Annotated in this window: 17 protein-coding genes and 1 tRNA gene; 6 read left to right on the top strand and 12 right to left on the bottom strand. The window is 65.3% G+C overall.

Features of this window, described 5'->3' with window-relative positions; translation table 11 throughout:
- Positions 1-10: 10 nt before the first annotated feature.
- The 6 genes from lnt to IPM73_01220 form a co-directional block, all read right to left on the bottom strand.
- Positions 11-1,459: an apolipoprotein N-acyltransferase gene (lnt, locus tag IPM73_01245; GenBank protein ID MBK8916720.1), complete on the bottom strand. Its 1,449-nt coding sequence runs from the start codon at positions 1,457-1,459 to the stop codon at positions 11-13.
- A complete protein-coding gene (locus IPM73_01240) occupies positions 1,452-2,309 on the bottom strand; it encodes a CBS domain-containing protein (GenBank protein MBK8916719.1) in 858 nt (285 codons plus the stop codon). Before IPM73_01240 ends, lnt begins: the two co-directional genes overlap by 8 nt.
- A 76-nt stretch (positions 2,310-2,385) precedes the next feature.
- Positions 2,386-2,835: an rRNA maturation RNase YbeY gene (ybeY, locus tag IPM73_01235; GenBank protein MBK8916718.1), complete on the bottom strand. Its 450-nt coding sequence runs from the start codon at positions 2,833-2,835 to the stop codon at positions 2,386-2,388.
- Positions 2,813-3,811, bottom strand: a complete 999-nt coding sequence (locus IPM73_01230; protein MBK8916717.1) for a PhoH family protein — start codon at positions 3,809-3,811, stop codon at positions 2,813-2,815. The genes ybeY and IPM73_01230 overlap by 23 nt, the downstream gene beginning before the upstream one ends.
- Positions 3,792-5,141 carry a tRNA (N6-isopentenyl adenosine(37)-C2)-methylthiotransferase MiaB gene (gene miaB / locus IPM73_01225; GenBank protein ID MBK8916716.1) on the bottom strand — a complete coding sequence of 450 codons (1,350 nt, stop codon included), beginning with the start codon at positions 5,139-5,141 and terminating at the stop codon, positions 3,792-3,794. Before miaB ends, IPM73_01230 begins: the two co-directional genes overlap by 20 nt.
- A gap of 8 nt (positions 5,142-5,149) precedes the next feature.
- Positions 5,150-5,500, bottom strand: coding sequence for a hypothetical protein (locus IPM73_01220; GenBank protein MBK8916715.1), 351 nt, complete (start codon positions 5,498-5,500; stop codon positions 5,150-5,152).
- Between the two features lie 75 nt (positions 5,501-5,575).
- On the opposite strand from IPM73_01220, the gene IPM73_01215 reads away from it, so the two are divergent.
- The 3 genes from IPM73_01215 (at position 5,576) to IPM73_01205 (ending at position 7,452) form a co-directional block, all read left to right on the top strand.
- Positions 5,576-5,652: transfer RNA gene (locus tag IPM73_01215), tRNA-Met, on the top strand.
- A gap of 183 nt (positions 5,653-5,835) precedes the next feature.
- Positions 5,836-6,531, top strand: a complete 696-nt coding sequence (locus tag IPM73_01210) for a class I SAM-dependent methyltransferase (GenBank protein ID MBK8916714.1) — start codon at positions 5,836-5,838, stop codon at positions 6,529-6,531.
- A gap of 93 nt (positions 6,532-6,624) precedes the next feature.
- Complete coding sequence (locus IPM73_01205; GenBank protein MBK8916713.1) at positions 6,625-7,452, top strand: lipopolysaccharide kinase; 828 nt, start codon at positions 6,625-6,627, stop codon at positions 7,450-7,452.
- Positions 7,453-7,587: 135 nt separating this feature from the next.
- Here the strand turns inward: IPM73_01205 and ahpF are convergent, their stop codons facing one another.
- From ahpF to IPM73_01175, 6 genes are all read right to left on the bottom strand, one after another.
- Positions 7,588-9,168 (bottom strand): alkyl hydroperoxide reductase subunit F, encoded by a 1,581-nt coding sequence (gene ahpF / locus IPM73_01200; GenBank protein ID MBK8916712.1) that lies wholly within the window; start codon positions 9,166-9,168, stop codon positions 7,588-7,590.
- Positions 9,169-9,354: 186 nt separating this feature from the next.
- Positions 9,355-9,918: a peroxiredoxin gene (gene ahpC / locus IPM73_01195; GenBank protein ID MBK8916711.1), complete on the bottom strand. Its 564-nt coding sequence runs from the start codon at positions 9,916-9,918 to the stop codon at positions 9,355-9,357.
- Positions 9,919-10,031: 113 nt separating this feature from the next.
- Positions 10,032-10,556 (bottom strand): peroxiredoxin, encoded by a 525-nt coding sequence (locus IPM73_01190; GenBank protein ID MBK8916710.1) that lies wholly within the window; start codon positions 10,554-10,556, stop codon positions 10,032-10,034.
- 56 nt (positions 10,557-10,612) lie between these two features.
- Positions 10,613-11,119 (bottom strand): SRPBCC family protein, encoded by a 507-nt coding sequence (locus IPM73_01185; protein ID MBK8916709.1) that lies wholly within the window; start codon positions 11,117-11,119, stop codon positions 10,613-10,615.
- Positions 11,116-11,934: a cupin domain-containing protein gene (locus IPM73_01180; GenBank protein MBK8916708.1), complete on the bottom strand. Its 819-nt coding sequence runs from the start codon at positions 11,932-11,934 to the stop codon at positions 11,116-11,118. The genes IPM73_01185 and IPM73_01180 overlap by 4 nt, the downstream gene beginning before the upstream one ends.
- Positions 11,931-12,422 carry a sigma-70 family RNA polymerase sigma factor gene (locus IPM73_01175; GenBank protein ID MBK8916707.1) on the bottom strand — a complete coding sequence of 164 codons (492 nt, stop codon included), beginning with the start codon at positions 12,420-12,422 and terminating at the stop codon, positions 11,931-11,933. Before IPM73_01175 ends, IPM73_01180 begins: the two co-directional genes overlap by 4 nt.
- 877 nt (positions 12,423-13,299) lie before the next feature.
- Between IPM73_01175 and IPM73_01170 the strand changes: the two genes are divergently transcribed.
- From IPM73_01170 to IPM73_01160, 3 genes are read left to right on the top strand one after another with little or no spacing between them, the layout of a single operon-like run.
- Positions 13,300-13,599, top strand: a complete 300-nt coding sequence (locus IPM73_01170; GenBank protein MBK8916706.1) for an HU family DNA-binding protein — start codon at positions 13,300-13,302, stop codon at positions 13,597-13,599.
- A gap of 56 nt (positions 13,600-13,655) precedes the next feature.
- Positions 13,656-13,994, top strand: a complete 339-nt coding sequence (locus IPM73_01165; protein MBK8916705.1) for a hypothetical protein — start codon at positions 13,656-13,658, stop codon at positions 13,992-13,994.
- Positions 13,995-14,038: 44 nt separating this feature from the next.
- Positions 14,039-15,202, top strand: a complete 1,164-nt coding sequence (locus tag IPM73_01160; GenBank protein MBK8916704.1) for a UbiH/UbiF family hydroxylase — start codon at positions 14,039-14,041, stop codon at positions 15,200-15,202.
- Positions 15,203-15,210: the final 8 nt, after the last annotated feature.

Genomic DNA, 15,210 nt, shown 5'->3' with positions numbered 1-15,210 from the left:
GGCGCCCACCCTATCTTCTGAAGACTCTTGCCACGACAAGGGCGGCGCAGGCCAGGGCGAGGAAGGCCAGATTGCCTGAGCTGGCATAGGGAGTCATGCCTTCGTAGGCCCGAATCTCCGCGCGCAGCACCCCCTGGGAAAAAGCCGGCAGGCTGGCCGCGACGCGGCCGTCCGGCATCACCACCGCCGTCATGCCGGTATTGGTCGCCCGGAGAATGGGGCGTCCGGTTTCCAGGGCCCTCAGACGGGCAATCTGGAGATGCTGGGGCTGGGCAAAGGAACGCCCGTACCACGCGGTATTGGATAAATTGGCGAGGACGCCGGCTTCGGGCAGGCTGCGGATGATTTCCTCGCCGAACACGTCCTCGTAGCAGATATCGACCGCCACCTTGAGCCCCGCCAAGGCGAGGGGGCGCTGCCCCTGCGGACCGCGCGCGAATTCGGACATGGGGATGTCCGCCCAGCGCAAAAACCACGAAAACCCCGGTGGGATGAACTCGCCAAAGGGCACCAGATGGGATTTGCTGTAGGCCTGGGAGGCCGAAGCCCCCAGGCTGACCGCACTGTTCCAGTAGCGCTCGCTGTCGCCCGTGACCGTACCGAAGAGGATGTCCCCGCCCCGCGCGAGTGCCAGGGCCTCCAAATCGTCCAGGAATTCCGGCGGGACGGCGTCGAGAAAGGCCGGAACGGCGGTTTCCGGCAGCACGATGAGGCGGGCGGGATTTTCGGCCACCAGTTGCCGATACCGCACCAGGGTGGCGGCAAAGTGCTCCGGCCTCCATTTCAGTTCCTGGGGAACGTTGCCCTGCACCAGCGCCACACTGACGCTTTCGCCCACGGGCCGTGTCCAGGCCACACTCCCGAGGGCGGCCCCGAGGGCGAGGCAGCCTGCCGCCGCCAACGCACCCCGGCGCACCTGGAACAACACAGCCGAAGCGAGAGCCAGGACAAATCCCAACCCGTAGACGCCGAGCACCGGCGCGTAACCGGCCAGGGGGCTTGGCGGAGCCTGGGAATACCCCCAGGCCAGCCACGGAAAACCGGTCCCCAGCCAACCCCGTAACCAGTCGGCCAGGGCGATCAGTGCGGCGAAGGCCAGGGCCCGGCCAAGCGCCCCCTGCGGCCGCCAGCGGCGATAGACAAAGGCAGCGAGGGCGTAATAGAGCGCCAGCGCGGCACAGAAAAGGGCGGTGGCCGGGGCCGCCATCCAGACGGGCATGCCCCCGAAGACGGAAAGGCTGACGTATATCCAGGAAACGCCCAGGAGGAAGAAGCCCATGCCGAAGGCGAAGCTTTCCCGGGCGGCCTGCCGGGCGCCGGGAGCACTGTCCCAGAGCCAGAAAAGCGCCAGGAGCACTCCCGGGGCCAGCCAGAACAGGCCAAAGGGTTCGAAGACAAGCACCCCCGCCGCGCCGGTCAGCGCCGCGAGGGTGGCCCGCAGGGCCGGCCGCTCAGGCAGGTGCGGAATCGGCACCGGCCGGAGCCGCGGGGCGGTCCACCAGAAGGGTGTAGAGGCGGCGGCTGTCGGCCCGCAGCACCTGGAAGCGGGTGCCGTCGATTTCCATGATCTCGTTGCGCTTGGGCACCCGCCCCAGGTGGCGCAGCACGAGGCCGCCCACGGTATCGCACTCCTCGTCGGAGTAGGCGGTGCCGAAGGCTGCGTTGAAATCGGCGATCTCGGTGCGGGCCTTGACGCGGTAACGGCCCGAGGCGTCCTGGCGGATGTTGTCGTGGGCTTCGTCGAAGTCGTATTCGTCCTCGATGTCGCCGACGATCTGTTCCAGCACGTCCTCGATGGTCACCAGGCCGGCGACGCCGCCGTATTCGTTGACCACGATGGCCATGTGGTTGCGGGAGACGCGGAATTCCCGCAGGAGCACGTTGAGACGCTTGGATTCCGGGATGAACACCGCCGGCCGCAGCCAGTCGCGCAGGTCGAAATCCTTTTCCGTGTGCAGGCGCAGCAGGTCCTTGGCCAGCAGGATGCCGAGCACCTTGTCGCGATCGCCGTCGACGACGGGAAAACGCGAATGGGCGGCGTCGATCACCACGGCGATGATGTCGTCGATGGGATCGTCCACATCGACCACGTCCATCTGGGCCCGGGGCACCATGACGTCGGTGACGCGGGTTTCGGAAGTGGCCAGGGCGCCCTCGATGATGGTGAGGGCGTCAGCGTCCATCAGGTTCTTTTCGTAGGCCGAATGCAGGAGCTGCATCAGCTGTTCGCGATCCTCCGGCTCGCGCAGGAGCAGGGAGGAGAGCCGTTCAAAAAAACCGGGTTTGTGCGAACTGGGAGGAGGTTCCATGGCGCGGTGGGCTGGGAGGAGTGAGGAGTGGGGGGTGAGGAGCAAAGGTAGGTGCCCACTCCTCACCCCTCACTCCTTACCCCTCACTGCGGTATGGGTCCGGAAAGCCCAGACCGGCGAGAATCCGTGTTTCCTCCGCCTCCATCGCGGCGGCATCGTCGTCGTTGTCATGGTCCCAGCCCTGCAAGTGCAGCATACCATGCACCACCAGGTGGGCGTAGTGGGCGGCGGCCGGCTTGCCCTGCTCCGCCGCTTCCCGGGTCACCACATCGGGGCAGATGACCATGTCGCCGGCAACGACGGGCTCGAATTCGTAGGGAAAGGACAGCACGTTGGTGGCGTAATCCTTGTGCCGATAGTCGCGGTTGAGGGCGCGGCCCTCGTCGGCATCGACGAAGCGGATGACCACCGTACCGCCACCGATCAGCCCCGCCCGGGCCCAGCGCCGCAGGTCTTGCCGCAAGGGTAGGCCCTCCTTGTTGCAGGCGTATTGCACCGAAAGATTAAGCTTTTTGCTGATTGCCATGGATTTCGTAGGCGGCGACGATGCGCGCCACCAGGGGGTGGCGGACGACGTCTTCCTTGAGGAATTCGGTGAAGGCCAGGCCGCGCACTTCCTTGAGGATTTCCCGGGCTTCCCGCAGCCCGCTCTTCTGGCCCTTGGGCAGGTCCACCTGGGTGAGGTCGCCGGTGACCACGGCCTTGGCACCAATGCCGATGCGGGTGAGGAACATCTTCATCTGTTCCGGCGTGGTGTTCTGGGCTTCATCCAGAATGATGAAGGCGTGGTTCAGGGTGCGGCCGCGCATGAAGGCCAGGGGCGCGATCTCGATGGCGCCCTTTTCGTAGAGCTTGGACACGCGGTCATAGCCCATGAGGTCGTAGAGGGCGTCGTAGAGCGGTCGCAGATACGGGTCCACCTTCTGGGCCAGGTCGCCGGGCAGGAAACCGAGGCGCTCGCCGGCCTCCACCGCCGGACGGGTGAGGATGATGCGTTCGACCAGGTCTCGTTCGAAGGCATCCACGGCGCTGGCCACGGCGAGGTAGGTCTTGCCGGTGCCGGCGGGGCCGATGCCGAAGGTGATGTCGTGGGCCTGGATGGCCTTCAGGTACTCGATCTGCCGCGGCGTGCGGCCGTGGAGCTCGGCCTTCCTGGTGATGAGTTGCGGTCCGTCCACCGGGCTTTCGCCGCTGGACACCCGGCGCACCGGGGCGTTGATCAACTCGATGAGGCCCAGTTGGATATCGTCCACCGAAAGCGGCTGGCGGGCCAGGGCGTAGAAATGCTCGATGGCCTGGGCCGCCCGCTGGGCATGGTCACCGCGCACGGTGAAACGCTCGCCACGACGGGCAATGGCGACGTCGAACGCGGTTTCGATCTGGCGGATGTTTTCGTCCAGGGCACCGCACAGGTTGGCCAGCAGGGTGTTGTCCACCGGCGCCAGAGCCAGGTCGACGGGGCGACTCCTGGGCGCCGGCTTGTCAGCTTTCGCGGAGGACAATCTCGCCCCTCAGGCTGTGGGGCAGGGCCCCGGTGATGCGGACATCGACGAAGGTGTCGATGAGCCGCGCGCTGTTGACAGACCCGCCCACGAAATTGACCACCCGGTTGTTGTCGGTGCGCCCGGCCAACTCGTTGGCGTCCTTTTTCGACCGGCCTTCCACCAGTACGCGCTGCACGCTGCCCACCATCGCCTGGCTGATGACCTGGGCCTGTTCCTCGATGCGCTTTTGCAGCCGCGTCAGGCGGGCGGACTTGACCTCGGCGGTCGTGTCGTCGGCGAGTTCCAGGGCCGGCGTGCCGGGACGGGGGCTGTAGATGAAGCTGAAGGACGTGTCGAAACCCACCTCCTCGATGAGCTTCATGGTCTTCTCGAAATCCTCGTCGGTCTCGCCGGGGAAACCGACGATAAAGTCGGACGAGAGGGAGATATCCGGCCGGGCCGCCCGCAGCTTGCGGATGATCGATTTGTACTCGATGGCCGTGTAGCCCCGCTTCATGGCCGCCAGCACCCGGTCGGAACCGGCCTGCACGGGCAGATGCAGATGGGAGACCAGCTTGGGCACCTTGAGGTAGGTGTCGAACAGACGCTGGGTCATCTCCCGCGGGTGGGAGGTGGTGTAGCGGATGCGTTCGATCCCCGGCACCTCGGCGATGTACTCGATGAGCAGCGCCAGATCGGCCTTCTCCTCGCTCCCCTCCATGTCGCCCCGGTAGGCATTGACGTTCTGGCCGAGGAGCGTGACTTCCTTGACGCCATGGGCCGCCAGACCGGCGACTTCGGTGAGGATGTCGGTGAAGGGCCGGGACACCTCGCCGCCCCGGGTGTAGGGCACGATACAGAAGGTGCAGAACTTGGAGCAGCCTTCCATGATCGAGACGAAAGCGGCGGCGCCCTTCACCTCGGCCGGCGGCATGGCGTCGAACTTTTCGATTTCGGGGAAGGACACATCCACCGCCGCCTTGCCTTTCGCCTTGCGCTCGGCGATCAACTGGGGGAGACGGTGCAGGGTCTGGGGCCCGAAGACCACGTCCACGTAAGGCGCCCGGGCGACGATGGCGTCGCCCTCCTGGCTGGCGACGCAGCCGCCAACGCCGATGACGAGGTCGGGGTTCTGCTGTTTCAGGTGCTTGACCCGGCCCAGGTCGTGAAAGACCTTCTCCTGGGCCTTTTCCCGCACCGAGCAGGTGTTGAAGAGGATGATATCTGCGTCTTCGGGACGGTCGGTCTTGACCACCCCTTCGGCAGCGGCGAGCACGTCGGCCATCTTGTCCGAATCGTACTCGTTCATCTGGCACCCGAAGGTGCGGATGAACAACTTTTTAGGCATAGGCGGAATTACTGGGATTTGGCAGCCGCGACTTCGGCGGCGGTGAGAATCCAGATACGATGGACGTTGCCCATCAAATCGAGCTGGTAACGAACGGGCACGGCCCCCTGGATAGCCCCGGGCATCAAGATCAGGTTGTTGGGGCCGCGCAATTGCAAGCCAGGTGAAGCGTAGAGCGTACTGCCGTTGATCTGGAGTTCCCGCTGTACCGGAGGCGTGAGTTCGCCAAGCTTGCTATCCGCCGGAAACGCCCTGGACAGCGCAATCATGGCCGCCTCTGGGGAAGACGGCGGCAAGTCGGCCACGGCGTTGATGACGCTATTGACGATGGCGGCGTAGATGGCTGAGGGCACAGGCATGGGTCGATTATAGCCCAGCGTTGTAACGTTGACCCTAATCCGGCCGGCAAACTATAATGCGCGCCCTCATTGTGTGGTGATGTAGCTCAGACGGTTAGAGCGATGGATTCATAACCCATAGGTCGGCAGTTCGATTCTGCCCATCACCACCAGAAAATTCGAAGGCCGCCGATCCGCAAGGGTCTGCGGCCTTGCATCTTGCGGCGCGAAGATGCACTCCTCCGGCACTGCCCCGGCCTCTGTTAAGCTCGCGCCTTTGGGCTGATCTCACCGCCCCGAGTCTCCCCTTGCGCTCCATCGCACCGTCCAACATTTTTTTCGGAACCAGGCTCCCGATGACCTCTCAAGAACCGTCCCCGAGTTATGAATTCTCCGAAAAATACACGCCGGACCATGCCGTCGAATACCTCGAAAAACATGACAATGGATTCTGGCGACGTTTGTCGACCTGGCGCGAAATCGGAATGGCGCGCAAGGCTCTCCACCTCGCCGGAAATCCCAAGTCCGTCCTGGATCTGCCCTGCGGTACGGGCCGCTTCTGGGAGATGCTGGCCGAGTCGCCCGAAAGGACCATTTTTGCCGCAGACAACAGCCAGGCAATGATCGATACCGGCATGCAGCACCGTCCCGGTCCGATCACGGCACGTATTGCCAAGGCCTTTCAGTGTTCTGCGTTTGGAACCGGCCTGCCTGACGATTTTGTCGAGTGCGTATTCTGTATCAGACTGCTACACCACATTCAGCAGCGGGAAGACCGGGTGCTCATCCTCAAGGAATTCGCCCGCATCAGCTCAGGCACCGTCATTGTGTCCCTTTGGGTCGATGGCAATTACCGGGCTTGGCGCCATAAACGCAAGCAGGTCCGCAAATTGCGCCGCGGAGAGGATGCAGCCCCCCGCGATCGACTCTTGCTTCCACGGTCCGACATTGAGGCCGAATTTGCCGAGGCAGGGCTCGAGGTGGTCGGTAGCGTGGATTTCCTGAAGTACTGGGACAAATGGCGTGCCTACGTCCTGCGAGTCACCCCCTAGCCACAAGGTACCGATGGTCATCGCCCTCCCCCGCTACAGCCCCGGCACTGCAGGAGATAGCGGGGGACACCTGTCGTCACTCGGATTGGTGACATGACTGATTTCATCCACCCGGATTGGCAGCACATCCTTGCCCATAACCACCTGCTGGACTTTGATCACGTGTGGGCGCTGGAAGCGCCGTGGTTCGAAGAGCCCAATCGCCGACGTGGGGGTTGGAGCGGCGTCAGCCGCGTCGAGCTCGCCCTACCGGGGGGCGGGAGCCGTGCCGTGTTCCTGAAACGCCAGGAAAACCATGGCACCTTTGCCCTGAGCCACCCCATCAGAGGGGTCCCCACCTTCCAGCGTGAATTCGACCGCATCGAGCTCTATCGTTCCTTGGGGATTCCTGCCCTCGTCCCCGTCTATTTCGCCGTGCGCCGCAGTTCGGTGGGGCATAGGGCCATCCTCGCCACTGAAGAACTGGTCGGTTATGTTTCCGTGCAGGAGCAGGTCAGCCGCTGGCTGCGGGACGGCGTACCGCCACGGGCCAATCGCCGCCAGGTTCTGCAGGCGGTGGCCGACCTGTTGCGCCGCATGCACGATGCGCGCCTCCAGCATAGTTGCTTCTTCCCCAAGCACATCTATATCCGCACCCTGCCCGACGGCGCGGTGGAGGCGAGGGTCATCGATCTGGAAAAATCCCGCCGCAGGCCTTTCAGAAGCCAGTGCGCCCAGCGCGACCTCTATTCACTGCTCATCCCCTCCCTTCACTGGTCGCTCTCGGACCGCCTATGGTTCTTCAAACGCTACCTTGGGCTGGACAGGCTGGATGCTCCGGCCAAAGCCCTTTGGCGGAGCATCGCACGGCGGGCGACGGGAAAGGGACGCGTCGATCCTCGGAGTGCGCGTTCCTTGCCCAAACTGCTGACACGGACCTGAACCCCCTCAGCGCCTGTGAATTTTTCGGGCGCGCGCGAGCGGCGTGCTGAGGTATGCACGATAAGGCGCAACCATAGCTCGGACTATGGCTGCGCCTTGGCAACGCCGAGCGGGGTGAATGATATTCGCAGGCTCTCAGGCGGCCAGTGCCAGCCTCGGCGGCTCAGGCATGCGGATCAGGTGGTCGAAGGCCCCCAGGGAGGCCTTGGCGCCTTCACCCATGGCGATGATGATCTGCTTGTAAGGCACCGTGGTGCAGTCGCCGGCGGCGAAAACGCCGGGCACGGAGGTCTGGCCCCGGGCGTCCACCTCGATCTCGCCCCGACCGGAGAGCGCGACCGTTCCCTTGAGCCAGTCGGTATTGGGCAAGAGGCCGATCTGGACGAAGATGCCGGCCAGATCCACGGCGTGCTTCTCTCCCGTCGCCCGGTCCTGGTAGATCAAGCCGGTGACCTTTTCGCCGTCGCCCACCACTTCGGTCGTCAGCGCCTGGGTGATGACGGTCACGTTGGGCAGGGTGGCGAGCTTTTGCTGCAGCACAGCGTCGGCCCGCAGTTTGCCGTCGAATTCGAGGAGCGTCACATGGGCGACGAGGCCGGCCAGGTCGATAGCCGCCTCGACGCCGGAATTGCCGCCGCCGATCACCGCCACCCGCTTGCCCTTGAACAAGGGTCCATCGCAGTGGGGGCAGAAGCAGACGCCCTTGGCCTTGTATTCCTTCTCGCCGGGCACGTTCATCTCGCGCCAGCGGGCGCCGGTGGCGAGGATGACGCTGCGGCTCTTCAACTCGGCGCCGCTCGCCAGGCGCACCGTGGCAAGCCCGTCTGCCCCGGCCGGCACGAGCGCTTCCGCCCGTTGCAGGTTCATCACATCGACGTCGTACTGCTTGACGTGCTGCTCCAGGGCGGCGGCCAGCTTGGGGCCGTCGGTTTCCTTTACCGAGATGAAGTTCTCGATGGCCAGGGTGTCCATCACCTGGCCGCCGAAGCGCTCGGCGGCGACGCCGGTACGGATGCCCTTGCGCGCCGCGTAAATGGCGGCGGCCGCACCCGCCGGCCCGCCACCGACGACGAGCACGTCGAAGGCTGCCTTGCCGGCGATCTTCTCCGCCTCCCGGGGGGCGGCACCGCGATCGACCTTGGCGAGGATCTCCTCGATGGTCATGCGACCCTGGCCGAAGGGTTCGCCGTTGAGGAAGACGGTGGGCACCGCCATGATCTTGCGGCGGGCGACTTCGTCCGGAAACAGGGCGCCGTCGATCATGACGCTCTCCACGCCGGGGTGGAGCACGGCCATCAGATTGAGGGCCTGCACCACGTCCGGACAGTTATGGCAGGAGAGGGAAATGAAGGCCTCGAAGCGGAAAGTCCCCGGCAAGGCCTTGATCTGTTCGATCACCGCCGGCTCCACCTTGGGCGGATGGCCGCCGGTTTGCAGCAGCGCCAGCACGAGGGATGTGAATTCGTGCCCCATGGGCAGGCCGGCAAAGTGGATGCGGGTTGCCTCGCCCGGCACGCCGATGGAGAAGGACGGACGCAGGGTGGCAGCACCGTCCTCCCGCAGGATGACCTTCGCCGAAAGACCGGCGATGTCGACGAGCAAGCGCCGCATTTCCTGGGCCTTGGGGCTGTCGTCGAGGGACGCCACCAGTTCGATGGGGCGCTGGAGCTTTTCGAGGTAGGCCGACAGTTGGGCCTTGATGGTGGCGTCGAGCATGGTTTTCTCCCTGAAGGAATTGCACTGGCAAGCGGCCGTTGGCCGCTTGGCGGTGGAATCCCCGCCTTCGGTTACCGAGGTCGGGATTTCGGTGACCGGCTGTTCGTGACGCGAAGACGAGCCGAAGACAGTGCTGTCGCACGGCGAGGCGAAGTCGACAAAGTCACGGACAGCCGGGGAGCGAAATCAGATCTTGCCGACCAGGTCCAGGGACGGAGCCAGGGTGGCGTCGCCCGGCGTCCACTTGGCGGGGCAGACTTCGCCCGGGTGGGAGGCCACGTACTGGGCGGCCTGCACCTTGCGCAGCAATTCCTTGGCGTCACGACCGATGCCCAGGTCGTGGATTTCGGCGACCTTGATTACGCCTTCCGGGTTGATGAGAAAGCTGCCACGCAGGGCCAGGCCCTCTTCCTCGATCATCACGCCGAAGTTGCGGGTGATGGTGCCGGTGGGGTCGCCGACCATGGGGTAGGCGATTTTCTTGATGGTATCGGAGGTGTCGTGCCAGGCCTTGTGGGTGAAATGGGTGTCGGTGGAGACGGCGTAGATTTCGACGCCCAGATCACGGAACTTGGCGTACTCGTCGGCCAGATCGCCCAGTTCGGTGGGGCAGACGAAGGTGAAGTCGGCCGGGTAGAAGAAGACCACGGACCACTTGCCCTTCAGGTCGGCATCGGTGACCGGGACGAATTTGCCGTTGTGGAAGGCAGTGGCCTTGAAGGGTTTGATTGCAGTGTTGATGAGGGACATGGCGATGACTCCTGGGTTGGGTGGAAAAGCAACAACGCCAGTCTAGGAACAGCCGCCCCATCAATCCAATTGAATGATCCGATAAAGATCATAGGCAATGCCTATGCCCCCGATCATGCCCCCCCCAGTTGCCGGATGTCAGCCAGGACTTCCTCCGCATGGCCGTCCGCGTCGACCTTGAGGTAGGTCCGGGCAATACGCCCCTCGGGGTCGATGAGAAAGGTGTAACGCTTGGCAAAGCGAAACACACCGAAATCGGACAGCGCTCCGTAGCGCTTCGCCACCGTGCCCCCGGCGTCGGATAGCAGGGTGAAGGGTAGGCGGTGCTTATCGGCGAAGGCCCGGTGCGAAGCTCCGTCGTCCAGACTGACCCCCACCACCTCCGCCTTCTGGGCCGCAAACCGCTCCAGCCGATCGCGGAAATTGCGCGCCTCGGTGGTGCAGCCCGGCGTATCGTCCTTGGGGTAGAAATACAGCACCAGCCAGCGTCCCCGCCAATCGGCGAGGCGCCTCTCCTTGCCGCTGGCATCGGGGAGGGCAAAATCCGGCGCCACGGACCCCGCCACCGGCGCCGCCGCCCAGGCGGATTGAGCAACGGCGAGAAACATCGCGGCCAGGGGAGAAAAGAGAGATTTCATGATCGCATTCCGGGTACGAATTGAAGCCATAGGCCCCCGGAGTGGGGGGAAGTTCCTCAACTCGGTCGCAAGGTCAGACTCGACCATTCCTCGACGCGGCCCGCTTCGCAACCCAGTTGGTGCGCCATGGCGCGGGCGCCGTCGCGCATGACGCGGAAGTGGCGCTGGGCAAAGACGGGCCAGAGCAACGGGGCGAGGAGACGCATCCAGGGCTTTTCCAGTTGCACGTCCCAACGGTAGGTCAGGCGAGCGCCGTCGCCGGCTTCCTCCAGGAGCCAGAGCCCGCTGCCCCGCAAGTTGCCGCGAGCCTCCCCTTCGAGCTCGATGGGTTCCTGGACGCGCACGGTAGCGACTGCGAATTCGATGCGATAACCCAGGCCGCTGTTCCAGCGGAATTCCGTCACTGCGCCCAGGCCGTCGGCGGCGCCGGGCACGGTTCGGCGGGCACTTTCGAGCCGGGGCCACCAGTGGGGCCAGCGCTCGGGATGGACGAGCAGTTCCCAGACGCGCTCGCGGGGAGCGGGCATCAGCCAGCGGCTGACCAGGACGAAGCGGCTCTTCATGACCCCAGCGCTCCGCCGCGCACGAAGAGCAGAGCTCCGCTTTCGGAGCAGACGTCGCCGTGGCAGGTACCCGCCGGGGCAAGATGGAAATCGCCCGCCTGGACGAGGAGATCGCCGAAGTAGAGTTCGCCTTGCAGCATCATGCATTCCTCGTCGACCGGATGGTCGTGCCCCGGAAGGCTTGCCCCAGGAGAAAGTCGGACAAAACGGGACTCGACGCCACCGCCCGACCACAGGGGGAGAAGCTCCACCCCCGGAGCAACGGACTGCCAGCCGCCATCCCGCAGAAGCACGGTACGCTGGGGGGCGCCCTGCCCGGGCAGGAGCCCGCCAAGGAGTTCGCCGATCTGGTGGCCGGGGTGTCCGAGGGAAGTGCCCCTCAGGTAGGCGAGGGCACCGCGTCGCGGGCAACTGGTGATGGCCGCGTGGCGACTGCCCGGAGGGGAGGCCTGGTAGTCGCCAGGGCCGAGTTCCAGGTCGCCGGCCAGCAAGCCCCCCGAAAGGCAGATCCCCTCCTCCAGCCAGGCGTGGCGATGGCCGGGCAGCTTTACCCCGGGCTGGAATTCGAGCAGGACCGAGGCGCCCTGAGGACCGTCCCAGAGCACTTTCTTGCGCACCCCGGCCATGACCTTGCGCCAGGTATCCTGCCGGGCGCGCACGGTGGTCATGGCTGCACGGGCGGCGGCGCTGGCGCGCACCCGGTCGAGAAGGCCGGCGGGCGACTGAGGCGCACGGGAAGCTGGGGCGAGGTCTTCGCAGAGGAGGCGACTGAGAGCCTCGTCGGAAGGCGTGAGGGGGGGGGCTGGGGGTTTCATGATGTCACCATCGATTGTTCCGCCGGCGCGAGGAAGCGCCGCAGGCGCTCCAGGGCACGGCGGATGTGGGACTTGACCGTCCCAAGGGGTATGCCGGTCTGGTCGGCGATCTCCTCGTGGCTGAGGCCACGGAAGAACGCCAGGGCAACGAGTTGACGCGGCAGGGGGTCGAGTCTGGCCAGGGCGGCGTGCAGGAGCGAGCCTTGCTGCACGGCCTCCAGGAGATCCTGGGGGCCGGCCTGGGCGTCGGAACCGCTTTCCGCCAGACGTTCGATATCGGCTTCACTCTCGGCGGGCTCACGCCGGCGCAGCGCATCGAGGGCCCGACTGCGGGCCATGGTCATGATCCAGGCCATCGCAGTCCCGCGACCGGCATCGTAACGGGGCGCCTGGCGCCAGATTTGCCAGAAAGTGTCTTCGGCCACTTCCTCCGCCAGTTGAACCTGCCGCGTGATGCGCAGGGCCAGGCCGTAGACCCGGCCGACCATGGCCTCGTAGAGCGAGGCCAGCGCCGCTTCGTCACTGTTTACGACGCGCCCGATCCAGGCGCGCAGGGCCGTTTCAGTGGCAGGATCGGCGACGTACGGCGTCGGCGCTGCCTGGGCGCCTTCGTCCTCCGTCTCGTCCTGCTCCTCTTCGGCCTCGAGTGCGTCGACGGAAGGCAGGTCGAGTGAGTCGTCGTCCCAGGATTCCATGAAAACCCCCATCTCCCATGCCTCAGTGCGGGAAGTCAGCACGCAGGGGGGCCGTCGCAAGCCCTTGCTCCGCCGCGTCGGCCCCGCCATATTCCAGATGCGGAACGGCAAAAAGCCCCTCCACTTTGGCCTGCCTCGCCGCGTGGGCGCACGCCCCCTTGACCATTCTTGCACGCCTGACGCCGACGCGACAGTCGCTGCCGCAGAGCCCTCCTGGAAGCGTCGCCTGCCCATGGGATCGCCGCGAGGACCGCGCAAGCCGTAAGCGCTTCCCGGCCTGGGTGGTGAAGATTCGGCAGAGATCCGGGAAGGGAAGGCAACAGGGTGTCAAGGCAAGTCCTTTCGAGGTCGATCAGGGGCATTCCACGGGGAGCGGCGGAGCGTGCAGCACCTCCTGGGCGTCTTGAAAACGAGTACGCAAACGACAACGATCCGGATGCAGGCGCGCAAAATCCCATCTCCGCCCATCCGCTCCCGGACTGCCGGGACGTACTCCAACCGCCGGACACCCCCGCCGAAAGGGCCTTTTTAGTCCGGATTACCACACATTGCCCGAAAAAAGGCGCAACAAAGCTATGCCACTGCCAACAATTCCAAAAAAAATGTGCTAACTTAGTTGCGCTGCCGTGAAAGCGGCCAGTCATTTCAATCACTATGAGGAGGCACGTAGATGAACAAATCCGAATTGGTCGAAGTTGCCGCCAAAGAAGCCGGCATTACCAAGGCCGCCGCCGACAAGGCTCTGTCCGCCATCATCGGCGCTGTAGTGAAGACCGTCTCCAAGGGAGAATCCGTGACGCTGGTCGGATTCGGCACCTTCAAGTCGGCCAAGCGCGCTGCCCGCACCGGCAAGAACCCCAAGACCGGCGCGACGCTGAAGATTCCGGCCACCACCGTGCCGAAGTTCTCCGCCGGCACCGCCTTCAAGGCTGCTGTGGCCGCCAAGAAGAGCGCCAGCAAGAAGAAGTAAGCCGTGTTTTACCCTGCGAGGTCCGCCTCTGCGGACCTCGTTTTAGTTTCTACTCCATGAATTCATCTGCCAATCCTCCCCCCAATGACCTGCGCCGCCGGCTGCGGGAACTGCTCTCGGTACCCGAGCGCGACCGTAGCGACGAGCAATGGGACGAGATCGTCGAACTGGAAATCCAGCTCGCTCCGGGCAACCGCATCGGCCCCGCGCCCGGTGGTGGCGGTGGTGGCGGTGGTGGCGGTGGTGGCGGTGGTGGCGGTGGAGGCGGTGGAAGTGGCGGTCAGGCTGCCGGTCCCGGGGGCAATGCCGGCCAGGGTCAGAACCCGGGTGGCAACCGCAAGCACCGTCCGCGCAGCAACAACCGACGCCCCAAGCCTCCCAAACAACCGGTCTGATCCGGCCCTTGCCGTTTGTCTGGCCCCTCGGCACAATGCGGCCGATGCAGCATTTCGACCTCGCCATCGTCGGAGGAGGACTCGCCGGCACCAGTCTGGCGGTCGCCCTCCGGGATTCCCGCCTCAAAATCGCCCTGATCGAACCGAATCCGCCGGTCCGCCCGGCCGGCTGGGATGCGCGCATTTACGCCATCAGCCCTGCTAACGCGGCGTTTCTTGAGCGTATCGGCGTCTGGCGGCATCTCGACCGGGACCGCCTGGCGCCGGTGACCGCCATGGATGTCCATGGTGACGCCGGCGGCCGGATAGGCTTCAGCGCCTACGACACCGGCGTGACCGAACTGGCCTGGATCGTGGAATCCTCTCTCATGGCCTGCGAGCTCTGGGAAAGCGCCAAGCGCCAGAGCAACCTCACCCTGATCTCACCGGCCCGTCCATGCTCTCTGGAAATCCGCCACGACGCGGCCTGTCTGGGCTTTGGGGATGGCAGTTCGCTGAGCTCCCGCCTGGTGGTCGGCGCCGACGGCCGCGATTCCTGGGTGCGGGGCTGTGCCGGCCTTGAGGCCCACAATACGCCCTATGGCGAAAAAGGCCTGGTAGCCAATTTCGCCACCACCCGCGCTCACCGTGGCATCGCCCGCCAGTGGTTCCGTGACGACGGCGTCCTTGCCTGGCTTCCCCTGCCCGGGAACCGCATTTCCATCGTCTGGTCCACCCCGGATGACCACGCAGACGCGCTGTGCGCCCTCCCTCCCGCAGAACTGTGCAGTCGTGTGGCCGAGGCCGGCGGCCACACCCTGGGTGAGTTGGAACTCCTCACGACTGCCGCGGCCTTCCCGTTGCGGCTCATGCGGGTTCCCCAGACGGTGGCCCCACGCCTCGCCCTGGTCGGGGACGCAGCCCACGGCATCCACCCCCTCTCCGGCCACGGCATCAATCTCGGTTTTCAGGATGCCGCCGAGCTCGCACTTCGTCTCGGATCTGCGCAACCCTGGCACGATATCGGCGACCTGCGTTTCCTGTCGGGCTACCAACGGGCGCGCAAGGAAGAAACCCTGCTCCTGCAAACAGCCACCGACGGCCTGCGCCGCCTCTTCCGTCACCCGGCCCCCGGCCTCAGACCCTTGCGCAACTTCGGCCTGGGCCTCACCGATTCCCTGCCCTTCATCAAGAATGCCCTGGCGCGCTACGCCCTGGGCGCCTACTAGGAGAACCC

This window comes from Betaproteobacteria bacterium, assembly GCA_016720065.1.
Taxonomy (GTDB): domain Bacteria; phylum Pseudomonadota; class Gammaproteobacteria; order Burkholderiales; family Rhodocyclaceae; genus SSSZ01.
Note: the sequence above shows the minus strand (reverse complement) of the source record. Positions and strands in the feature narration are given on the sequence as shown.